Genomic DNA, 19074 nt, shown 5'->3' on the forward strand with positions numbered 1-19074 from the left:
GGCGAAGCACATTGCCGCGTCGAATTGGCATCGACCGGATCAAGTTCGCGTCATTTTCGCCCCAAAGGAAAATCCGCGCGCCCTTCACGCCGAAACGGGCGCATAATCTTGCAATCGCTGGACAGTCAGAGAATTATCCTTACAAAATCAATACCACTTTGACCGCCCAGACCGGAGTATCGCACTTGTCCCTATTCCTTATCGCGGCCCTTCCCTTCCTCGGAGCTGTGTTCCCAGCCCTTCTGATCCGGGCGGGACGAAACGCGGCGGCCTCGGCTGCCGGACTGACCACATTTCTGGCACTGATGGGGCTGCTGATCCACATTCCGTCCGTCATGCGCGGCGAGGTGGTGACCGCCAGGTTCGACTGGATACCGGGGCTGGGACTGAACGCGAATTTCATGCTGGACGGGCTGGGCTTTCTGTTTGCCCTGCTGATCCTGGGGATCGGTTTGCTGATTATCCTCTACGCGCGGTTCTACCTGTCCCGCGAAGACCCGATGGGGCAGTTCTATACCTATCTTCTTCTGTTCCAGGGCGCGATGGTGGGCATCGTTCTGTCCGACAACATTCTGCTTTTGTTGATTTTCTGGGAACTCACGTCGCTCAGTTCCTTCCTGTTGATCGGATACTGGCGGCACCTGCCCGAGGGGCGTCAGGGCGCGCGCATGGCGCTGGCTGTCACCGGATCAGGCGGGCTGGCGATGATCGCTGGGATGCTGATCCTTGGTAATATCGTGGGGTCCTACGACCTGAGCGTTATCCTCCAGAACAAGGAGCTGATCCAGTCGTCGCCCTACTACATGCCCGCGCTGATCCTGATCCTGCTGGGTTGTTTCACCAAGTCAGCGCAGTTCCCGTTCCATTTCTGGCTGCCGCACGCGATGGCCGCACCAACACCGGTTTCGGCCTACCTGCACTCAGCCACGATGGTAAAGGCCGGGCTGTTCCTGATGGCGCGGATGTGGCCGGTTCTGGCCGGGACCGAGGCCTGGTTCTACATAGTGGCAACAACCGGTCTGGTAACGATGTTGATCGGTGCCTGCATTGCGCTGTTCAAGGATGACCTCAAGGCCTTGCTGGCGTTTTCGACCGTGTCGCATCTGGGTCTTGTGACCATGCTGCTGGGTTTTGGCACCAAGATTGCCGCCGTGGCCGCCATCTTCCACATCATCAACCATGCAACGTTCAAGGCCGCCCTGTTCATGACCGCAGGGATTGTCGATCACGAGACCGGAACCCGTGACGTCAAACGGCTGGGCGGGTTGCGGCACCTGATGCCGATCACCTTCACCATCGGGACGATCGCAGCCCTGTCGATGGCTGGCCTGCCACCGCTGAACGGGTTCCTTTCCAAGGAAATGATGCTTGAGGAAACAGTCCATACAACATGGCTGAACTCGCATTATCTGGTGCCCGGGCTGGCCCTGTTGGCGGCGCTTTTCTCGGCGGCCTATTCCTTCCGCTTTGTGGGCCACGTTTTTCTTGGCCCCGAGCGGGACGATTACCCCGCGCATCCGCATGATCCGCCCGTCGGGCTGTGGTTGGCCCCCGCATTTCTTGTGGTTCTGGTTGTGCTGATCGGTCTGTATTCCGCCGCTATTGTTGGCCCGCTGGTCGCCGTTGTCTCCAGCGCGGTGATCGGCGGAGAGAACCTGCCCTACTATTCGCTCAAACTGTGGCACGGCTTTACTCCGGCGCTGTACATGTCCATCGTGGCAACGCTGGGAGGTCTTTTCCTAGTGTCGCTGCACAAGCGCGGAGAACAGGTCTGGAATGCGCTGCCCCGGCCCGAGGCAAAAGACATCTTCGACGCAGTGATCGGCGCGCTGACAAAGCTCAGCCAATGGGTCACGGACGAGTTGCACAATGGCGTCATCTCGCGTTACGCCGTTATCTTGATCGCTTTTACCGTGGGGATGGGTTTTTACGCCTATTCGACCGGAACGATCGGGCTTGAAACCCGGGTGCCGCTGCCCGCACCAATCATACCGATTATCGGCTGGATCTGTCTGGTGGGCGCTACGCTGGCGATCATGTGGTTCCACCGCAACCGCCTGTTGTCACTTGTGCTGATCGGTGTTGTGGGTCTGATCGTGTCAATGGCGTTCAACTACCTGTCCGCCCCGGATCTGGCACTGACGCAGATCTCGGTCGAAGTGGTCACGATGATCCTGCTGTTGCTGTCGCTGAACTTTCTGCCAACCGAAACCCCACGGGACAGCAGCGCCCAGCGCCGCTGGCGGGATGCAGCGATCTCTGTCGTGGCCGGGATCGGCAGCGGCGCCTTGATCTATGCGCTGATGCTGCGTGATTTCGCTTTTCCGACAATATCGGATTTCCATCTGGCGAACTCGTACAAGGGCGGCGGTGGCACCAACGTGGTCAACGTCATTCTCGTCGACTTCCGGGGCTTTGATACCTTTGGCGAGATCATCGTTCTGGGCATTGCCGCGCTTATCATCTTTGCCCTGACCGAGGCGGTTCTGAGCACCAATGTCCGCGGCTATCTTCTGAACCGCAAACCGCACTGGCCGCAATCGGGCGACTCGCACCCGCTTATGATGGTGGTTGCAACCCGCGTGATGATGCCGATTGCCCTGATGGTGGGCGCCTACATCTTTTTCCGCGGCCACAACCAGCCCGGCGGCGGCTTTATTGCCGGTCTGATCGTCGCGATCGCCTACCTGATGCAATACATGGCCAGCGGATACACCTGGGCCATTGAACGGCAGAGGTTCTTTTACCACGGAACAATCGGCTGGGGCGTTCTGATAGCCGCTGCGACCGGACTGGGCGCGTGGTTCAATGAAAGGCCGTTCCTGACCAGCGATTTCGGCTACATTCACTGGCCGCCGCTGGAAGAGTTCGAATGGGCCACCGCCATCTTGTTCGACACCGGCGTATTCCTCGCCGTTCTGGGTGCTGTCATGCTGGCGCTGGACAGCCTGTCACGGTTTGCTTGGCAACCGGGCATGGCGCAGGAGTTCCCGATGGATATCAACCCGCTTCGGGATGATCCGCCAGAAGAAGACCAAGAGAAGGAGCAGGCCTGATGGAAGCGCTCGTAGCCTCTGCCGTAGGCGTCATGACCGCAGCCGGGATCTTCCTGATCCTTCGTCGCAGGACTTTCCCCGTCATTCTGGGCCTGTCTTTGCTGACCTATGCAGTCAATGTGTTCCTGTTTGCCACCGGGCGGCTGGCGCTGAACGCGCCGGCGGTTCTGAACAAGTACAAGGACGTGCCCTACACCGATCCGCTGCCGCAGGCACTCGTGCTGACGGCCATCGTGATCTCGTTCGGTATGACGGCGGTGATCGTGATGATCGCCCTGTCCGCCTATCTGTCGTCCATGGATGACCACATCGACATGAGCGCGCAGGACAGCGTGGACGGCGCAGGAGAAGACGCATGAATCACTGGATCGTTGCGCCGATCGTCCTGCCCGCGATCCTGGCCCCCTTCATCATCATGGTACTGCGATTCCATCTGGACCTGCAGCGCATCTTTTCGGTTGCCGGTGTCGTAGGCCTGCTGGGTATCGCCCTGACCATCACCGCAAAAGCATCGGGCGGCGACATTCAGGTCTATGAACTGGGCAACTGGCCCGCGCCATTCGGGATCGTGCTGGTGCTGGACAAACTGTCGGCCATGATGGTGCTGCTGACGGCATTGCTGGCCCTTCCCATCGTGCTGTATTCTATTGCCTCCGGCTGGGACGACAGGGGAAAGCACTTTCACGCCCTGTTCCACTTCCAGCTTATGGGTGTTTGTGGTGCCTTTCTGACCGGAGACGCGTTCAACCTGTTCGTTTTCTTCGAAGTTCTGCTGATCGCCTCTTACGGCCTGATGACGCACGGTGGTGGTTCTGTACGGCTGAAAGCCGGGGTTCAGTACGTCACCTACAACCTGCTTGGCTCGACCCTGTTCCTGTTTGCACTTGGCACCATCTATTCCGTGACCGGCACTTTGAACATGGCCGATCTGGCGCTGCGCGTGGCCGAAATTCCACCTGAAGATACAGCTTTGCTGCGGGTCGGCGCGGTACTGCTGCTGCTGGTCTTCTGCATCAAGGCCGCCGTTCTGCCGCTGCATTTCTGGCTGCCCGCCAGCTATGCCAACGCGCCTTTGCCTGTGGCCGCGCTGTTTGCGATCATGACCAAGGTGGGCGCATACTCGATCCTGCGGGTCTATACACTGGATTTTGGTCCCGACGTCGCAGTGACAGAAGGCCTGGTCGGAGCTTGGCTGCAACCAGCTGCATTGGTCACTCTGGCGGTCGGAGCAATCGGCATTCTGGGAGCACAGCACATCGCGCGCCTGGTCGCGTTCTGCGCGATTGCGTCGATGGGCACTTTGCTGATCGCGATTTCGCTGTTCTCGCCCGGCGCAACCGCTGCCGCGCTATATTACATTTTCCACTCGACACTGGCGACGGCGCTTTTGTTCCTTGTCGCCGACCTTGTGATGCAGCGGCGCGGCGGTGCCATTGAGCCCGGCACTCCGATGCCGCAAAGCGGGTTGATTTCGGCGCTGTTCTTCATGGGCGCAATTGCGCTGGCCGGTATGCCGCCACTGTCCGGTTTTGTCGGTAAACTGCTGGTACTGGACGCCGCGCGGGATGCCCCGGACGCCAACGCAATCTGGGCGGTGATCCTGATCGGGTCTTTTGTGACCATCGTTGGACTGGCCCGGGCCGGGTCGCTGATCTTCTGGAAAAGCCACGACGCGCAGCTTAACACCACAGCAGAGACCGAAAATGAAGATGAAGATGAAGACGTCGTTCTGCCTGCGCCCGAACCTCAACCGGCGCTGGCATTCACGGCGGTATTCGGATTGGTCCTTGGCCTGATGCTGTTGACCTTGTTCGCTGGCCCGGCGCTGACCTACGCTGAAGGCACGGCAGGACAATTGTTCTCGCCCGAAAATTACATCTCGGCCGTCATGGGAGGTGAAGAATGATCAAACTGCTACACCGGATATTTCCGCACCCGCATCTGACCATTCTGCTGACGTTTGTGTGGATGTTGCTTGCCAACCAACCCTCGCTGAATTCGCTGGTGTTTGGTCTGATTCTGGGGATCATCATCCCGTTCATCACGCAGCCCTACTGGCCGGACCGTCCCATACTGCGCAACTGGCCGATGATCGTGGAATACATGCTTGTCGTTCTATGGGACATTGTGATGGCCAATATCGCGGTCGCCCGGATCATCCTGTTCAAGCGCGACAGTGATCGGCAACCAAACTGGGTCTGTATTCCGCTTGAACTGCGCACACCCGAGGCGATTACCGTGCTGGCCGGAACGATCACCATGACGCCGGGCACCGTCAGCTGCGATCTGTCTGCGCAGGGGCACAACCTTTTGGTCCATTGCCTTGACGCCCCGAACCCTGACGAGGTTCGGGACCAGATCAAGCAACGCTATGAACGTCGCCTCAAGGAGATTTTCGAATGATCACCTATGCCATCTACTTTACTTTTGCCTGTTTTGGCGCGGCGATCATGATGTGTCTGTGGCGGATCGTAACGGCCGACGGTGTCGGCACGCGGGTACTGGCGCTGGATACCATGGTCATCAACACCATCGCGTTGATGATCCTTTACGGTCTCAGGCTGGGAACCGAGATCTTCTTTGAATCCGCCATGATCATCGCCATGCTGGGCTTTGTTTCAACGGTGGCTTACGCACGCTTCATGCTGCGTGGCAACATTATCGAGTGAGGGCGACATGGGTTTCATTTTCGAATTTCTCATCGCTTTCTTCCTGATCGTCTCGGGCATATTTGGTTTCGTGGGATCGTTTGGCATGATCAAGCTGAAGGATCCGATGTCCCGGCTGCACGCGCCGACAAAGGCCACAACTCTGGGCGTGGGGGGCGTTCTGCTGGCGTCGATCTTTCATTCCGTCCTACTGGAGGATCACGCGTCGCTGCACGAGCTGCTAATAACGCTGTTTTTGTTCCTGACCGCGCCGATCACGGCCCTGTTCATTGCCAAATGGCACATTCATCGCCATGAATCGCCCGGCGATCTGCCGGATGCAGGCGAGGATGAGCTTTGGGCCACCCACGCGGTCGAGCAGGTCGAAGACGTCCCGGATCACACAGCGAACTGACCCTGATGCATACACCTTCGTTGCCGCTGACCCGCGATCTGGTTCTGATCGGCGGGGGCCACACGCACGCGCTTGTGCTGCGCAAGTGGGGAATGAACCCCTTGCCCGGCGCGCGACTGACCATCATCAATCCCGGCCCGACCGCGCCTTATTCCGGCATGTTGCCGGGTTATGTGGCCGGGCATTACAGGCGGGACGAGCTGGACATCGATCTTATAAAGCTGGCGCGATTTGCAGGGGCGCGCATCATTCTGGGCGCGGTAAACGGCCTGGATCCAGCAAGCCGGGTTGTTCACGTATCAGGACGCCTGCCTGTTTCGTTTGATGTTGCTTCGGTCAATGTGGGCATAACTTCTGACATGCCCGCTTTGCCCGGATTTGCAGAATACGCGGTGCCGGCGAAGCCTCTGGGCCTATTTGCGGCACGATGGGCCGACTACCTGAAGACGCCCGGGTCCGCGTCAGTCGCTGTCATTGGCGGCGGTGTTGCCGGGGTCGAACTGGTCATGGCGATGGCACACGCGTTGCGGGAACAGGGCCGTGACGCCCGGGTCGCGCTGATCGACAACGCCAAGGCTTTGACGGCCACAGGCCCCAAGGCCGGGGAAACCATCCGACAGGCGATGGAAAGCCTGAGGATCGCGATCTTCGAAAACGCTTCCATTCGCCAGATCGGCAAAGATTATGTTGAACTGGAAGATGGCCGCCACATCCCAGCCGCGTTCGTGACCGGAGCCGCTGGTGCGCGACCCTATGACTGGATCGCTGAAACAGGGTTGGAGGTGCAGGATGGCTACATCAGGGTCAACGCGCATCTGCAGTCCAGCGACACCTTGATCTTTGCCGCCGGTGATTGCGCGCACCTGTCCGACAACCCGCGCCCCAAGGCCGGTGTCTATGCGGTCCGTGAAGCGCCGGTTTTGTTTGACAATCTGCGCGCGGCATTGGGAGCAGGACGGATGCGGCGGTACGTACCGCAGAAAGATTATCTGAAACTGATTTCGCTGGGCAAGAAGTCCGCCCTTGCGGAAAAGTTGGGAACGTCATTCAGCGGTCCGTTGATGTGGAAATGGAAAAACCACATCGACCAGAAATTCATGAACAGATTTCGTGACTTGCCGCAGATGGCAATACCGAAACTGCCCGGGCATCATGCGGACGGTTTGCGCGAAGCATTGGGTGACAAACAGATGTGCGGCGGTTGTGGTGCCAAGGTTGGGCGTGGCGCCTTGCAGCAAGCCTTGCAGACGTTGCCTGCGCCCGAACGCACGGATGTCACCCCCCTGCCCGGCGATGATGCGGCCCTGCTGACAACGGGTGGGGCGCGTCAGGTCATCACGTCGGATCACTTGCGCAGCTTCACCGCAGACCCCGTGTTGATGACACGCATCGCGGCCGTGCACGCGCTTGGTGATATCTGGGCGATGGGTGCGGCGCCGCAGGCGGCGACTGCAACTGTGATCCTGCCCCGCATGTCCGCTACGTTGCAGCACCGCACGATGACGGAAATCATGACAACCGCCAGCGACGTTCTGCGGCAGGCTGGTGCCGAGATTGTTGGCGGCCACAGCTCTATGGGCGATGAGATGACCATCGGCTTCACCATCACCGGTCTTTGCGCCCAGGAACCTATTACTCTGGCCGGTGGTCTGCCGGGGGATGCGTTGATCCTGACCAAACCCATTGGCAGCGGTGTTTTGATGGCCGCTGAAATGGCTGGTCAGGCCGATGGCGCGTGGGTCGCGGCCGCATTTCGCCACATGACCCACCCACAGGGCACAGCCGCCGAAATCCTCAGGCACGCGCATGCGATGACGGATGTCACGGGTTTTGGTCTGGCCGGCCACCTGAAGGGAATGTGCGAGGCTTCGGGTTGCGGTGCAGCACTGGATCTTGAGGCCGTGCCTGTAATGGTCGGCGCTGAAGAGTTGTATTCGAACGGCATCCGGTCGAGCATTTTCGCTGACAACAGGGCAATAGCTCCGGAACTGCCTGCGGAAGGTAAAGCAGGCTTGTTATTCGACCCCCAAACCGCCGGAGGATTGCTGGCTGCGGTCGCCCCGGACCAGGCTCAGGACCTGTGCGCGGTACTTCGTGATGCGGGATATCCGGCAGCTATTGTCGGTCGGTTGTCCAAGGCTCCGGTCTTGCGTCTTTAAAGCCGGGCCAGAACCTGTTCGATCCGGGCGGCAACATCGGCAAGACTGTCGGTATCCAGCCGGTCGGCCTGAAGCTCCGCAATGACCTGAGCACCCCTACCTTTCTGCGACTTGGCGTAGGCCGGATCATAGTGCTGATCCATCAGCGCCCGCGTCAAACCACGTTTATCTCCGGCCTCCATTAGGGACAGCCAGTTATCGACGACGTCATGGCCGCGATGAAAGCGCAGCGGTGACAGCCGGTCACGCATCCGCTCGTGATCTGAAAGAATGTCATCATAGGCAGCGACCAGATAATCTGCCCGCGCTGCAAGCGGGGCATCAATTCGGATACGTGGAGCCGCACGCAGCCCGTTCCAAAGGCTTGGCGGCAGGATCAGACTTCCAATTTTGGACGACTCGGCCTCGACGACCACAGGCCGACTGGCGTCCATCCGGCAAAGCGCTGCGGACAATGCGGATTCAAACCCTTTCTGGTTGGGTTGTCCTCCGGGCATTTCACCCAGCAACGAGCCGCGATGATTGGCCAGCGCCTCAAGGTCCAGAACCTGCACGCCTCGCTTTGCAAGATGCGCCAGCAATTCGGTTTTTGCCGTTCCGGTATATCCGTCCAGCGCTACAAGGCGGTTCGGCAGGACGTCATCGTACAGATAGCGGTTCACCAGCCGGCGGTAGGTGCGGTAGCCACCTTCAACCACGTCGGCACGCCACCCGATTTGCTGCAGCATCCAAGTAAACGACCCTGACCGCTGCCCTCCGCGCCAGCAGTAGACCAGAGGCCGCCATCCTCCCTCGTAATGGCTGAGGCTGTTTTCGATATGCGCGGCGGCATTGCGAAACACCAGAGCCGCGCCCAGCTTGCGGGCCAGGAACGGACTTTCCTGAACGTAGATCGTGCCGACTTTCGCCCGTTCTTCATTGTCCAGAACCGGCAGATTGATGGCACCCGGCAAATGATCCTCGGCGTATTCTGCAGGGCTTCGCACATCGATCACGGTATCGAAGTCGTGTGTGTAGAGGTCAGGCAGGGTGGTGAATTTCAGAACCATATCTGCGGTCTATCTTGGGCTTGGCTGAAAGAAAAGCCAGCTCACTCCTCGACTGGTTCGATCAGTTCTGCGCCGCTGGCCCGGTTCGAGTTCACCGCAGGATCAACCCGATGGTAGTTCAACACATCTTCCGCACCGGGACGCATCAGCCGGGCCGCCCCTTTACCCGCCTCACCCAGCCAAAGCGCCCAGTCGTCGGATTCTAGGATCAATGGCATCCGATGATGGATCTTGCCCAGATTTTCGTTGGCCGCAGTGGTGACGATGGCGCAGGTGCTTTGGCGTTCACCGTCAGGACCCCAGTCCTGCCAGACACCGCCGAAGGCAATCGGTTCGTTGTTGCGGCGCGAGATATACCAAGGCAACCGCTGTCCTTGGTCGGATTTGGTCCATTCATAGAACCCTGTCGCCAAAATCAGGCAACGCCGCTCGCGGCAGGCCGCGCGAAACGCGGCTTTCTGGGCCAGGGTTTCAGCGCGCGCATTGATCAGCAACGGGCCATCATTTTGCGCCTTGTACCAATGCGGCAGAAACCCCCAACGCATCGGATCAAGCTGGCGGCCTCCTTCACCGGTCCGCACGACATGCACCTGATTGGTCGGGCACACATTGAAATTGGGAACGCCCGGAAGGCTGTTCGCCGGGCGCGCAGAAAACAGCTGCGCCATTGCGTCGTTGGGAAGAGTTATTGCAAACCGTCCGCACATAGGTAATGAACCACTGACATTTTTTCTCCAGGCTCAAGTTCACACGAGGTCACATGGCAAATCAAACAGCTAAATCCCTTAAGGGCAAAGCGCTTGGTGATCTCGAGGCAGGTAAGTTGCCGCAGGCACTTAAAAAAGCGCAGTTGGGGATCAAGAAGTTTCCAAAGGATACGGACTTTCAAGCCATTGCGGGTTTTGTTTTCACCGAATTGAAACAGTACAAGAAGTCCATTCCCCATTTCGTCGAAGCCGCGCGTCGCAAACCCGATGACCCTCAGTTTGCTGAAAACCTTGCAAACGCTCTGATGCAGACGGGCCAGATCCCGCGCGCGCTGGCTTATGCCGAGAAAATGCTGGAGCAGTTTCCCAATAACGCAGAGCTTGTTCGCGTTGTGGATGAGATCCAACTAAAAGGATCCAACTGGCGCGAGATTGTTGAACATGCGACCGAAAAACTCAAAAAATCTCCGGACGATGTCACGCTGTTGACGACCCGAGCCCGCGCTTACGACAGAATTGGGTTCAGCGACAACTGCAGGCAGGACGCCTATCGCGCCTATGAACTGGCGCCAGACGACAACGCAGTCGCATTCCAAAAAGCATCGATTCTTCATCAGGAGGGCAAGAAAAAGGATGCCGCCGAGATTCTCGACCGGATCATCACCAATGATCCCGCTCATGTGGCGTCACTATTGCAGTTGTCCAACATGGCCGACGAGGACCGCGCGCGCGACCTGGAACCGCTTGTAGCTGCTGCCATCGACAACAGCGATCATCCTGTCTCGCAGCTTGAGTTCGCCAAGGCGCAAATCACATCCGTTCTGCATGGGCTGACTGCTGCAATGCCCGGGTTCGCGCGGGCCAACGAACTGCAACACGAGTTGAATCCGTACAAATTCGGCGACGAAGGCCAGAAACTTCGGCGCATCGTGCAGTTGTTCCCCGAAATGGACACTCCGATCTCCTCCGAGGTGGTCGATGGGCCGACCCCGATTTTTGTCATCGGCCAACCGCGCTCCGGGACGACGCTCATGGAAATGATGCTGAGTTCGATTCCGGATGTCGCAGGGTGTGGGGAACTGACTGTAGGGCCGGACTTGTCCTACGACTTTATCCATGAAGGCAAAGCCTATGACGCGAAAGACGCGGAGGAGTTTGCCCGAGATTTCCGCCGCCTGATGCCACCGGTCCCGGAGACATCAATCGCGTTTGTCGACAAGTTGCCTCATAACTACCAGCAGGTAGGATTCTTACTTTCCGCATTCCCGAATGCGAAAGTTATCAATATGATGCGCGATCCGCGCGATGTCGGTTTGTCGAAATGGATCAGGCGCTTCCCGGCACCGGGTATGAGATATGCGTCCAATCTGGAAGCAATCGGGCATTCCGCGAACATGTACCGCAAATACATCGCCCATTGGGAAACCATTTTCGGCGACCGGATTCTGACCGTGCCGTATGAAAAACTCGTCGCTGACCCCGAAACCTATAGCCGGCAGGTTGCGGACTTCCTTGGCCTCGAATGGCACGAGACGATGATGCACCCGGAAAAGAACAAAAAGCAGGTGCGCACCGCCAGCATTGATCAGGTTCGAAAGAAGATTTCGACCAAATCAATCGGCGGCTGGCGTCAGGTCGCAGACCACATCCAACCGATGCTGAACGGCTTCGATCCCGAGCTTTGGCCGGAATACGATCTCAGCTGACACAAATCACACCGAACAGAAAAGGCCGCATCGGGGATGCGGCCTTTGTCGTTGGTGCCGGGATGCTTACTTCTGCTTGATGCGTCCGTCCAGATAAGGCTGGTACGGCGCATTTGCGGCCAGATATTCAGCGGTGACATCCGCCAGATCCGGTCCGAAGTCATACGCTTTCTTGTCGTCGCCCTCGAACATGGAATAGCCATCACCACCGTTGCGGACATAGTTGTTGGTCACGACCAGATATGTCGCCGCCGGGTCAATCGGCACGAAGCCATCGCCATCGGCCACCATCACCTCAGTTACGCGTCCCTCGTTCGGGGCAACCGACGGATCCCATGTGAAGGCCAGACCGGCCACCTGCGGGAAGCGGCCTTTGACTTCTTCAACCTGGCTCACGCCGTTTTCCAGGGCGTCGATGACCCCCTGACCGCTGATCTGGAAGGTCGACAATGTGTTCTGGAACGGCAACACCGTCAGAACCTCGCCCATGGTCACCTCGCCCGGATCGATCGAGGCCCGCAAGCCACCGGAATTGGCGATGGCGATCTGAACGCCCTGATCCGCCACACGGGCCAGCATTGCATCGGCAACCAGATTGCCCATCTGGCATTCCTGCACGCGGCAGATCGCGCGGTCGCCTTCAATCGCATCGGCAGCATTGGCCACAACCTTGTTGCGGATTTCATCCAGGGGAACCGCCAACTCGGCGATCCGGTCCAGCGCGGACTGATCCTCGGTCACGGTGTTGTCCATGATCAGCGGCTCACCAACGGCCTCGATCACATTTCCGTCGTCGTCGAATGTCACATTCAACTCGCCCAGGAATTTACCATAGGCGTAGGCCTGAACGATCTGAACGTCATTCACGACGGTCGGGTAAGGCCCGACGGCCCTGTCGGACACGTTCGACAGGTACGTGTTGGAATGCCCCCCTACGATCACGTCAACGCCGGTGGTTTCCTGCGCCACGCGCTGGTCCACACCATAGCCCGAGTGGCTTAGAACAACGATCTTGTTGACGCCTTCGCTGGTCAGCTTTTCCACTTCAGCCTGTACGGCCGGAACCGGGTCGGAAAATGTAACGTTTGGCCCGGGTGAGGCCAGTTCGTCCGTATCCTGAGGCGTCAGGCCGATCAGGCCGATCTTTTCACCGCCAACCTCGATAACCGTCGACTTCGCGATCTTGTCGGTCAGCAGTTCTTCGTCAGCAATGTTCGCGTTGGACATCAGAACCGGAAAATCGACGGAGTCGACGAAACCGCGCAGCACTTCGGGGCCGTCGTCAAATTCGTGGTTGCCCACGGTCATCGCGTCATAACCCAGCCGGTTCATGAACTCGGCCGCGACTTTGCCCTTGTAGTAGGTATAAAACAACGAACCCTGAAACTGATCTCCGCCATCCACCAGAATCGAATTCTCAGCGCGGCCGCGGGCTTCTTCCACTGCGGTCACAAGGCGCGCAGAACCGCCGAAACACTTGCCTTCGGCATTGTCTTCGGCGTCGCAGCCGCTGTCATATTTGTTGATCGGCTCAAACCGGGAATGGAAGTCATTGGTGTGCAGAATGGTCAGTTTGTAGTCGGCAGCCGCAACACCTGCGGTCAGGCCCACAATGGCAGTAGATGCCAGAAAACGGATCAACATTAATGAAACTCCCTGTCGTTGATTGCAGGGATCGTGCGCCGACTGAAACAAAGAGTCAAAGGGGGAAATCCGCCTTGATTCCCCACGCCGTGCAAGGCATCACCACCTCATGCTGATTTACAAGATTTTCAGGTCCGATGAATGGACCACGCTGCAGGATCAGGGCGCGTCAGACGGCGCGCCGATTGACGTTACCGACGGATTTGTCCATTTCTCGACGGCCCAACAGGCCGCCGAAACCGCCGCCAAGCATTTTGCCGGAGTTGATGGCCTTGTCCTCTTGGCCTGCGACGCCGACGCCATGGGCGATGATCTGAGATGGGAAGTTTCGCGCGGGGGTGCCTTGTTTCCCCACCTTTACCGGCAGATCCGGATGACCGATGTGATCTGGACCCGCGCCCTGCCCTTTGACGGGGCGCTACACCAGTTCCCCAAGGAGATGGTATGACCGGCTTCATCGATCCTGATCGTGAGCAGTTCGAGTTGTTCAAGGCACTGGATCGCAATCAGCCGATCGAGATGCTCAACCTGGTCAGGTTTCGCGCGCAGGCTGAATATCCTTCCGGACACGCGCTGGCAGATGTCGGCCTGTCCGGCGCTGAGGCCTACCAGAACTACGGGTCGGAAACCGCGCCCATTGTCTCCCGCATCGGCGCGTCCATTTTGTGGCGCGGTGGATTTGAAACCACTTTGATAGGCCCCGCCGACGAAATCTGGGATGCTGTGTTCATCGCCCGATATCCCAGCGCGCACGCCTTCCTTGAGATGGTAACCGACCCCGTTTATCGCACCGCCGTGGTGCATCGTCAGGCGGCTGTTTCGACCTCGCGGCTGATCCGTTGTTCGCCAGCACAGGTCGGAGGGACCTTCGGATGAAACTGATCGAAAAGCTTGGGCTGTCAGCCTTACACAGGCTGGACCCCGAAACTGCCCATGGGATGTCGATCCGGGCTTTGAAAGCCGGATTGGTCCCGGCTGCCGGCCCTGTCACGTCACCACGCCTGCGTACGCAGATCGCCGGTCTGACGCTGGCCAATCCGGTCGGCCTGGCCGCTGGATTCGACAAGAATGGCGAGGTTCTGGGCCCTTTATCGCGGGCCGGGTTCGGGTTTATTGAAGTCGGTGCGGTGACACCGCGTCCACAACCGGGCAACCCGAAACCGCGCCTGTTTCGCCTGACCGAAGACAAGGCGGCCATCAACCGTTTCGGCTTCAACAACGAAGGAATGGACGTCATGGCTCGCCGTCTCCTGAGCCGTCCCCGCGATGCGGTCATCGGATTGAACCTTGGCGCCAACAAGGACAGCGACGACCGCCCCGGTGATTTTGCCAAAGTACTGGCCCATTGCGCCGCCCATCTGGACTTTGCCACGGTCAACGTGTCGTCCCCCAACACCGAGAAACTGCGAGACTTGCAGGGTAAGGCCGCGCTTGGCGCTTTGCTGGCGGGTGTTGTCAAAACGCGAGACGCGCTGCCGACACCGATTCCCGTATTCCTGAAAATTGCTCCGGACCTGACGGCTTCAGAGATACAAGATATCGCCGATATCGCGCTGGAAACCGGAATTGACGCGGTCATAGCCACGAATACCACCTTGTCCCGCGACGGACTGAGAAGCGCACACAAGGATGAGGCTGGCGGCCTGTCTGGCGCGCCATTGTTCGAAAAATCGACCCGCGTTCTTGCGCAGCTCAGCCAACTGACCGAAGGACGCATTCCCTTGATTGGCGTGGGCGGCATCAGCAGCGCGGAACAGGCCTATGCCAAGATTTGCGCCGGAGCCTCGGCCGTCCAGTTCTATACGGCCATGGTTTACGGCGGCATGTCGCTGGCATCGGAAATCGCCCGGGGTCTGGACGAACTTCTGGCCCAGGACGGGTTTGAAAATGTCGCACAGGCGGTTGGCAGCAAACGAGAGGATTGGCTGTGATGGAATACTGGCACAACCCGCGGTGTTCGAAATCGCGTTCGGGGCTTGCACTGCTTGAAGAAAACGGCGCAGAACCCCGTGTCCGGAAGTATCTGAAGGACGCACCGTCAGAAGACGAATTGCGGGCCGCGCAGGCGAAACTGGGCATTGCTGCAATCGACATGATGCGCACAGGTGAAAAGCGCTTCAGGGAACTGGGGCTGAACAATGCGACGCCGGACGATACCTTGATCCGTGCCATGGCCGAAAACCCGATCCTGATCGAACGCCCCATTGCCATTCGCGATAACAAGGCCTCAATCGGGCGTCCGCCCGAAAACCTGCTGACCCTGCTTTAAGCGACTTGCGCCTCTAGCTTCGGATAGCGCCATCCCAGCGTGACGCCACGCGCGATGTTCAGAACCATCAACGCGGCCCACAGCCCGTGATTGCCAAATGCAGGCACCAGAATGAACAGGGACAGGACGTAGATCCCGACCGAGTGAATCATCGCCTGGCGCATGTCCCGGGTCCAGGTCGCGCCGATGTAGATACCGTCGAACATCCAGCTGGCCACGCCAATCACCGGGGCAATCGCAGCCCAGATCAGAAATTCGCGCGCGGCCTCACGCACCTCGGGCGAGGTCGACATCACATCGATCAGCGCGGGTCCTGCCAGATAGAAAACCAGACCCAGCGCGAAAGCGCCGCCTACGCCCCATTGTGACGCCATCACGGACGCGCGCCGCACCTGAAAGCGGTCCTTTGCCCCGACCGCCCCGCCGACCAGCGCCTCGGCCGAAAAGGCGAAGCCGTCCAGCGCAAAGGCCGTGATTTCGAGGAACTGCAGCAGAACCTGATTGGCGGCCAGATTGACGTCGCCAAGATCCGACCCGACAAAAAGAAAAGTGGTGAACGATCCGGTCAATAGGACGGACCGCACCATGATGTCACCGTTCACCTGCATCATCCGCCGCAGCCGTGCGCCGTCGAAAATGCGCGGCCAGTCTCTCCACTGATTGCCGGCAAATGCCTGCCGGCAGAGCCATAGCCCCAGGGCCAACCCGGTCCATTCGGCGATCAGTGTCGCCAGTGCGACGCCCTCGACGCCCCATCCCAGCCCAAGCACGAACCACAGATCCAGCAGGATATTCAGGCCATTCATCCAGACCTGAAGCACAAATACGCCCCGCGTCCGCTCGATCGCGATCAGCCAGCCTGTAACGGCATAAAGCGCAATTGTGGCCGGGGCACCCCAGATCCGGATTTCCAGGTATTGCCGGGTCAGCGCTTCGACTTCGGGGCTTGCGGGGGACAGGGCAAATGCCCCCCACAGCACCCAGACCTGCGTCAGAATGAAAAACAGCCCCGCCGCGCCGCCCAACAGCAAACCGCGCATCAGCAGCGCGCCGGTTTCAGCCGTGTCGCCAGCCCCGCGCGCCTGTGCAGCCAATCCCGTGGTGCCCATCCGCAAAAAGCCGAATATCCAGTAGATGGCCGACAGGATGACCGCGCCCATACCGACAGCGCCGATCGGGGCGGCCAGCCCCATCTGCCCGACAACACCAGTATCAACCGCCCCCAGTATCGGGACAGTGGCATTGGACAGAACGATAGGTGCTGCGATCTTCAGCACCCGTCTGTGCGTGATGGGTGCCGAGGCATCCCGCATCCAAGGCTATCCTTCGTCCGAATCCGATTGCGGCATCAGGAAATGCCCCGAAGCCTGCGCGAACAGGCGCGCATGGTTGTCCTGCCACGCCTCAACCCGGACCGAAGCATAACGCCGCCCGGAACGGCTGATGTAAGCGCGGGCGTAGGCATCGCGCGGCAAGCCCGAACGCAGGTAGTCGACCGTGAAATCGATGGTTTTCGGGTATCGGAGCAAACTGGCATCCCGAATGTCTTCGGCACTCATCTCTCCGCTTTCGATGCGGTGAAACACGGTCTCCCAGCACAGGGTGATCACGCCGGTCACCTCCAAAAACGCGGCAGTGACCCCACCGTGCAGCGCGGGCAGCAGCGGATTGCCAATCAGTTTTTCGTCAAAATTCAGAACACCCGTCAGTTCATCCCCACGCCGGTCGAAGGTGATGTTGAGAAACCGGATATACGGCACCCCATCGACCATGGCGTTCAGTGCGGCGTCCCGGCGGTTCTTGACCACCTGCATCGGCTCCGGTCGATTGCGCGCCATTTACCTGCCCTCCACGGTGAAAGACCCCGATGCGGTTGCGACAGGATGTTCCTGATCGTCATCCGTTGCGGTCGCACGCACGAAGGCCACATTGCGCGTGATGTGATAGCATTTGGCGCGCGTTGTAATGTTCTGCCCCGGCGTAGCCGCCCGCATGTAGTCTATGCGCAGGTCAATTGTCGCCGTGGCACCCGGCGCGGACGGATGGCTCATGACAGCCGCACCGCTGCAAGTGTCCAGCAAAGCGAACACCGCCCCACCATGAATGACACCGGTGCGCGGATCCCCGACAAGGTCCGCGTTGTACGGCATGGTGATCTCGGCTTCTCCGGCACCGATATACGTCAGCTCCATGCCCAATGCCCTGGCATGTGGAATCGCCTCGATGAACTGGCGCGCGAAACCCAATTTTTCTACCATTCGGTCTTTTCCTTCTTCCGCGCCCTTTATGATCGCCAGTTCAGCGAAAGGGCAAGCCCGACTGTTGCGCTTGCCGCTACGACTCCATAGGTTGCAGGCAAGGAGATGAGGAATGTCCGACACCCGTTTGTCATTCAAAGAAATGTGCGCCGAGTTCGACGTAACGCCCCGTACCCTGCGCTACTACGAATATATCGAATTGCTGCAACCTGACCGCGAGGGCCGCTCCAGGTATTACGGCCCCCGTGAGCGAGCACGCATGACGCTGATCATGCGCGGACGCAAATTCGGGTTCCCGCTGGAAGAGATCCGGCAGTGGCTGCTGATCTATGAACATCAGGGCAACCAGGCCCAGATGGCGACATTTGTGGAAATGGCTGACCGGCAAATGGAGGAGTTGCGCCAGCAAAGGCAGCAACTGGACGAAGCCATGGACGCCCTCAAGCAACTGCGCGACCAGACGGCCAATTCTCTAGGCTGACAACCTTTCAAGCGTCATTTCGGTCGAAACTGAAGCTCCCGTGGTCCCGCTGCGGGATTTTTCTTGTGGAGAACGTCGATATACGCAGCGCGGAATCGCGAGATTTCCCCTTACCTGAGGGAAAGAAGATTACCGAAACACGGATTTACGCGAACGGATGTTACGTCAACTTTTTTGTGACGTAGCGTTCGCATTACGTAAACGTCATCTGCATGTTGTAAGAAGCCCATCAACTGCGCAAATCTTTTTCACGACGCCAGTGATGAGAGTTTGAACCATGACCGAAGACCTGATGACAATCCGCGAAATGTGCGAGACCTATGATGTCACACCACGTACCTTGCGGTTCTACGAGGCCAAGGAACTTTTGTTTCCTATCCGTGAAGGCCAGAAACGTCTGTTCACCAAACGCGATCGTGCCCGTCTGAAACTGATCCTGCGTGGCAAGCGCTTTGGCTTCAGCCTGGAAGAAATCCGGCAGCTTCTGGACCTGTATCACGTCGGTGACCAGCAACTGACACAGATGTCCCGCACCTATGAGATCGCGTGCGAACGCCTGGCAGACATGGAAGCACGCCGCGAAGAACTGACACAGGCCATCGACGATCTGGAAGAGCAGTTGCGCTGGGGCGAAAAGGTCATCGTCTCGATGAAACAGGAAAAGAAGGCGGCCGAATAATCT

Annotated in this window: 20 protein-coding genes; 14 read left to right on the plus strand and 6 right to left on the minus strand. The window is 58.8% G+C overall.

Going from position 1 to position 19074, the window contains the following annotated elements:
- The first annotated feature begins 185 nt into the window (after positions 1 to 185).
- Genes ACR0CG_RS19375 through selD form a run of 7 tightly spaced genes read left to right on the plus strand, consistent with a single transcriptional unit; the run spans position 186 to position 8278 of the window.
- Complete coding sequence (locus ACR0CG_RS19375; protein ID WP_480526925.1) at positions 186 to 3056, plus strand: monovalent cation/H+ antiporter subunit A; 2871 nt, start codon at positions 186 to 188, stop codon at positions 3054 to 3056.
- Positions 3056 to 3415 (plus strand): Na+/H+ antiporter subunit C, encoded by a 360-nt coding sequence (locus ACR0CG_RS19380; RefSeq protein WP_170609578.1) that lies wholly within the window; start codon positions 3056 to 3058, stop codon positions 3413 to 3415. Before ACR0CG_RS19375 ends, ACR0CG_RS19380 begins: the two co-directional genes overlap by 1 nt.
- Positions 3412 to 4962: a monovalent cation/H+ antiporter subunit D gene (locus ACR0CG_RS19385; RefSeq protein ID WP_480526927.1), complete on the plus strand. Its 1551-nt coding sequence runs from the start codon at positions 3412 to 3414 to the stop codon at positions 4960 to 4962. Before ACR0CG_RS19380 ends, ACR0CG_RS19385 begins: the two co-directional genes overlap by 4 nt.
- A complete protein-coding gene (locus tag ACR0CG_RS19390) occupies positions 4962 to 5459 on the plus strand; it encodes a Na+/H+ antiporter subunit E (protein ID WP_170682411.1) in 498 nt (165 codons plus the stop codon). The genes ACR0CG_RS19385 and ACR0CG_RS19390 overlap by 1 nt, the downstream gene beginning before the upstream one ends.
- Entirely contained in the window at positions 5456 to 5725 is a 270-nt protein-coding gene (locus ACR0CG_RS19395) for a K+/H+ antiporter subunit F (protein ID WP_170609575.1), read from the plus strand. Before ACR0CG_RS19390 ends, ACR0CG_RS19395 begins: the two co-directional genes overlap by 4 nt.
- Before the next feature lie 7 nt (positions 5726 to 5732).
- Positions 5733 to 6119: a Na+/H+ antiporter subunit G gene (locus ACR0CG_RS19400; protein WP_170609573.1), complete on the plus strand. Its 387-nt coding sequence runs from the start codon at positions 5733 to 5735 to the stop codon at positions 6117 to 6119.
- A gap of 5 nt (positions 6120 to 6124) precedes the next feature.
- Positions 6125 to 8278, plus strand: a complete 2154-nt coding sequence (selD, locus tag ACR0CG_RS19405; RefSeq protein WP_480526929.1) for a selenide, water dikinase SelD — start codon at positions 6125 to 6127, stop codon at positions 8276 to 8278.
- Here selD and mnmH read toward each other — a convergent pair.
- Complete coding sequence (gene mnmH, locus ACR0CG_RS19410) at positions 8275 to 9327, minus strand: tRNA 2-selenouridine(34) synthase MnmH (protein ID WP_480526931.1); 1053 nt, start codon at positions 9325 to 9327, stop codon at positions 8275 to 8277. The genes selD and mnmH overlap by 4 nt on opposite strands.
- A gap of 41 nt (positions 9328 to 9368) precedes the next feature.
- Entirely contained in the window at positions 9369 to 10034 is a 666-nt protein-coding gene (locus tag ACR0CG_RS19415; RefSeq protein ID WP_480526933.1) for an SOS response-associated peptidase, read from the minus strand.
- Between the two features lie 53 nt (positions 10035 to 10087).
- Here ACR0CG_RS19415 and ACR0CG_RS19420 point away from each other — a divergent pair, with 53 nt between their 5' ends.
- Positions 10088 to 11740, plus strand: a complete 1653-nt coding sequence (locus ACR0CG_RS19420; RefSeq protein WP_480526934.1) for a tetratricopeptide repeat-containing sulfotransferase family protein — start codon at positions 10088 to 10090, stop codon at positions 11738 to 11740.
- Between the two features lie 66 nt (positions 11741 to 11806).
- Here the strand turns inward: ACR0CG_RS19420 and ACR0CG_RS19425 are convergent, their stop codons facing one another.
- The gene (locus tag ACR0CG_RS19425; RefSeq protein WP_480526936.1) at positions 11807 to 13384 is read right to left on the minus strand and encodes a bifunctional metallophosphatase/5'-nucleotidase; all 1578 of its coding nucleotides are present in this window, start codon (positions 13382 to 13384) and stop codon (positions 11807 to 11809) included.
- 109 nt (positions 13385 to 13493) lie between these two features.
- Between ACR0CG_RS19425 and ACR0CG_RS19430 the strand changes: the two genes are divergently transcribed.
- From ACR0CG_RS19430 to arsC, 4 genes are read left to right on the plus strand one after another with little or no spacing between them, the layout of a single operon-like run.
- Positions 13494 to 13832: a DUF952 domain-containing protein gene (locus ACR0CG_RS19430; protein ID WP_321251805.1), complete on the plus strand. Its 339-nt coding sequence runs from the start codon at positions 13494 to 13496 to the stop codon at positions 13830 to 13832.
- The gene (locus tag ACR0CG_RS19435) at positions 13829 to 14260 is read left to right on the plus strand and encodes a DUF1330 domain-containing protein (RefSeq protein WP_480526938.1); all 432 of its coding nucleotides are present in this window, start codon (positions 13829 to 13831) and stop codon (positions 14258 to 14260) included. The genes ACR0CG_RS19430 and ACR0CG_RS19435 overlap by 4 nt, the downstream gene beginning before the upstream one ends.
- Positions 14257 to 15315 (plus strand): quinone-dependent dihydroorotate dehydrogenase, encoded by a 1059-nt coding sequence (locus ACR0CG_RS19440; RefSeq protein WP_170808246.1) that lies wholly within the window; start codon positions 14257 to 14259, stop codon positions 15313 to 15315. The genes ACR0CG_RS19435 and ACR0CG_RS19440 overlap by 4 nt, the downstream gene beginning before the upstream one ends.
- Positions 15312 to 15653 (plus strand): arsenate reductase (glutaredoxin), encoded by a 342-nt coding sequence (gene arsC / locus ACR0CG_RS19445; protein WP_480526940.1) that lies wholly within the window; start codon positions 15312 to 15314, stop codon positions 15651 to 15653. The genes ACR0CG_RS19440 and arsC overlap by 4 nt, the downstream gene beginning before the upstream one ends.
- On the opposite strand, the gene ACR0CG_RS19450 is transcribed toward arsC, so the two are convergent.
- The 3 genes from ACR0CG_RS19450 to ACR0CG_RS19460 are packed head-to-tail and all read right to left on the minus strand — an operon-like array spanning position 15650 to position 17911.
- On the minus strand, positions 15650 to 16966 hold the full coding sequence (locus tag ACR0CG_RS19450; protein ID WP_170808244.1) for an MATE family efflux transporter: 1317 nt from the start codon (positions 16964 to 16966) through the stop codon (positions 15650 to 15652). The two genes, arsC and ACR0CG_RS19450, sit on opposite strands and share 4 nt — an antisense overlap.
- A 6-nt stretch (positions 16967 to 16972) precedes the next feature.
- Entirely contained in the window at positions 16973 to 17491 is a 519-nt protein-coding gene (locus ACR0CG_RS19455; protein ID WP_480526942.1) for a PaaI family thioesterase, read from the minus strand.
- Positions 17492 to 17911 (minus strand): PaaI family thioesterase, encoded by a 420-nt coding sequence (locus tag ACR0CG_RS19460; protein WP_170808242.1) that lies wholly within the window; start codon positions 17909 to 17911, stop codon positions 17492 to 17494.
- A 112-nt stretch (positions 17912 to 18023) separates the two neighbouring features.
- Between ACR0CG_RS19460 and ACR0CG_RS19465 the strand changes: the two genes are divergently transcribed.
- A complete protein-coding gene (locus tag ACR0CG_RS19465) occupies positions 18024 to 18392 on the plus strand; it encodes a MerR family transcriptional regulator (RefSeq protein WP_170619491.1) in 369 nt (122 codons plus the stop codon).
- 277 nt (positions 18393 to 18669) lie between these two features.
- Positions 18670 to 19071 carry a MerR family transcriptional regulator gene (locus ACR0CG_RS19470; protein WP_480526944.1) on the plus strand — a complete coding sequence of 134 codons (402 nt, stop codon included), beginning with the start codon at positions 18670 to 18672 and terminating at the stop codon, positions 19069 to 19071.
- Positions 19072 to 19074 lie beyond the last annotated feature (3 nt).

This window comes from Ruegeria sp. AB8, from assembly GCF_056542605.1.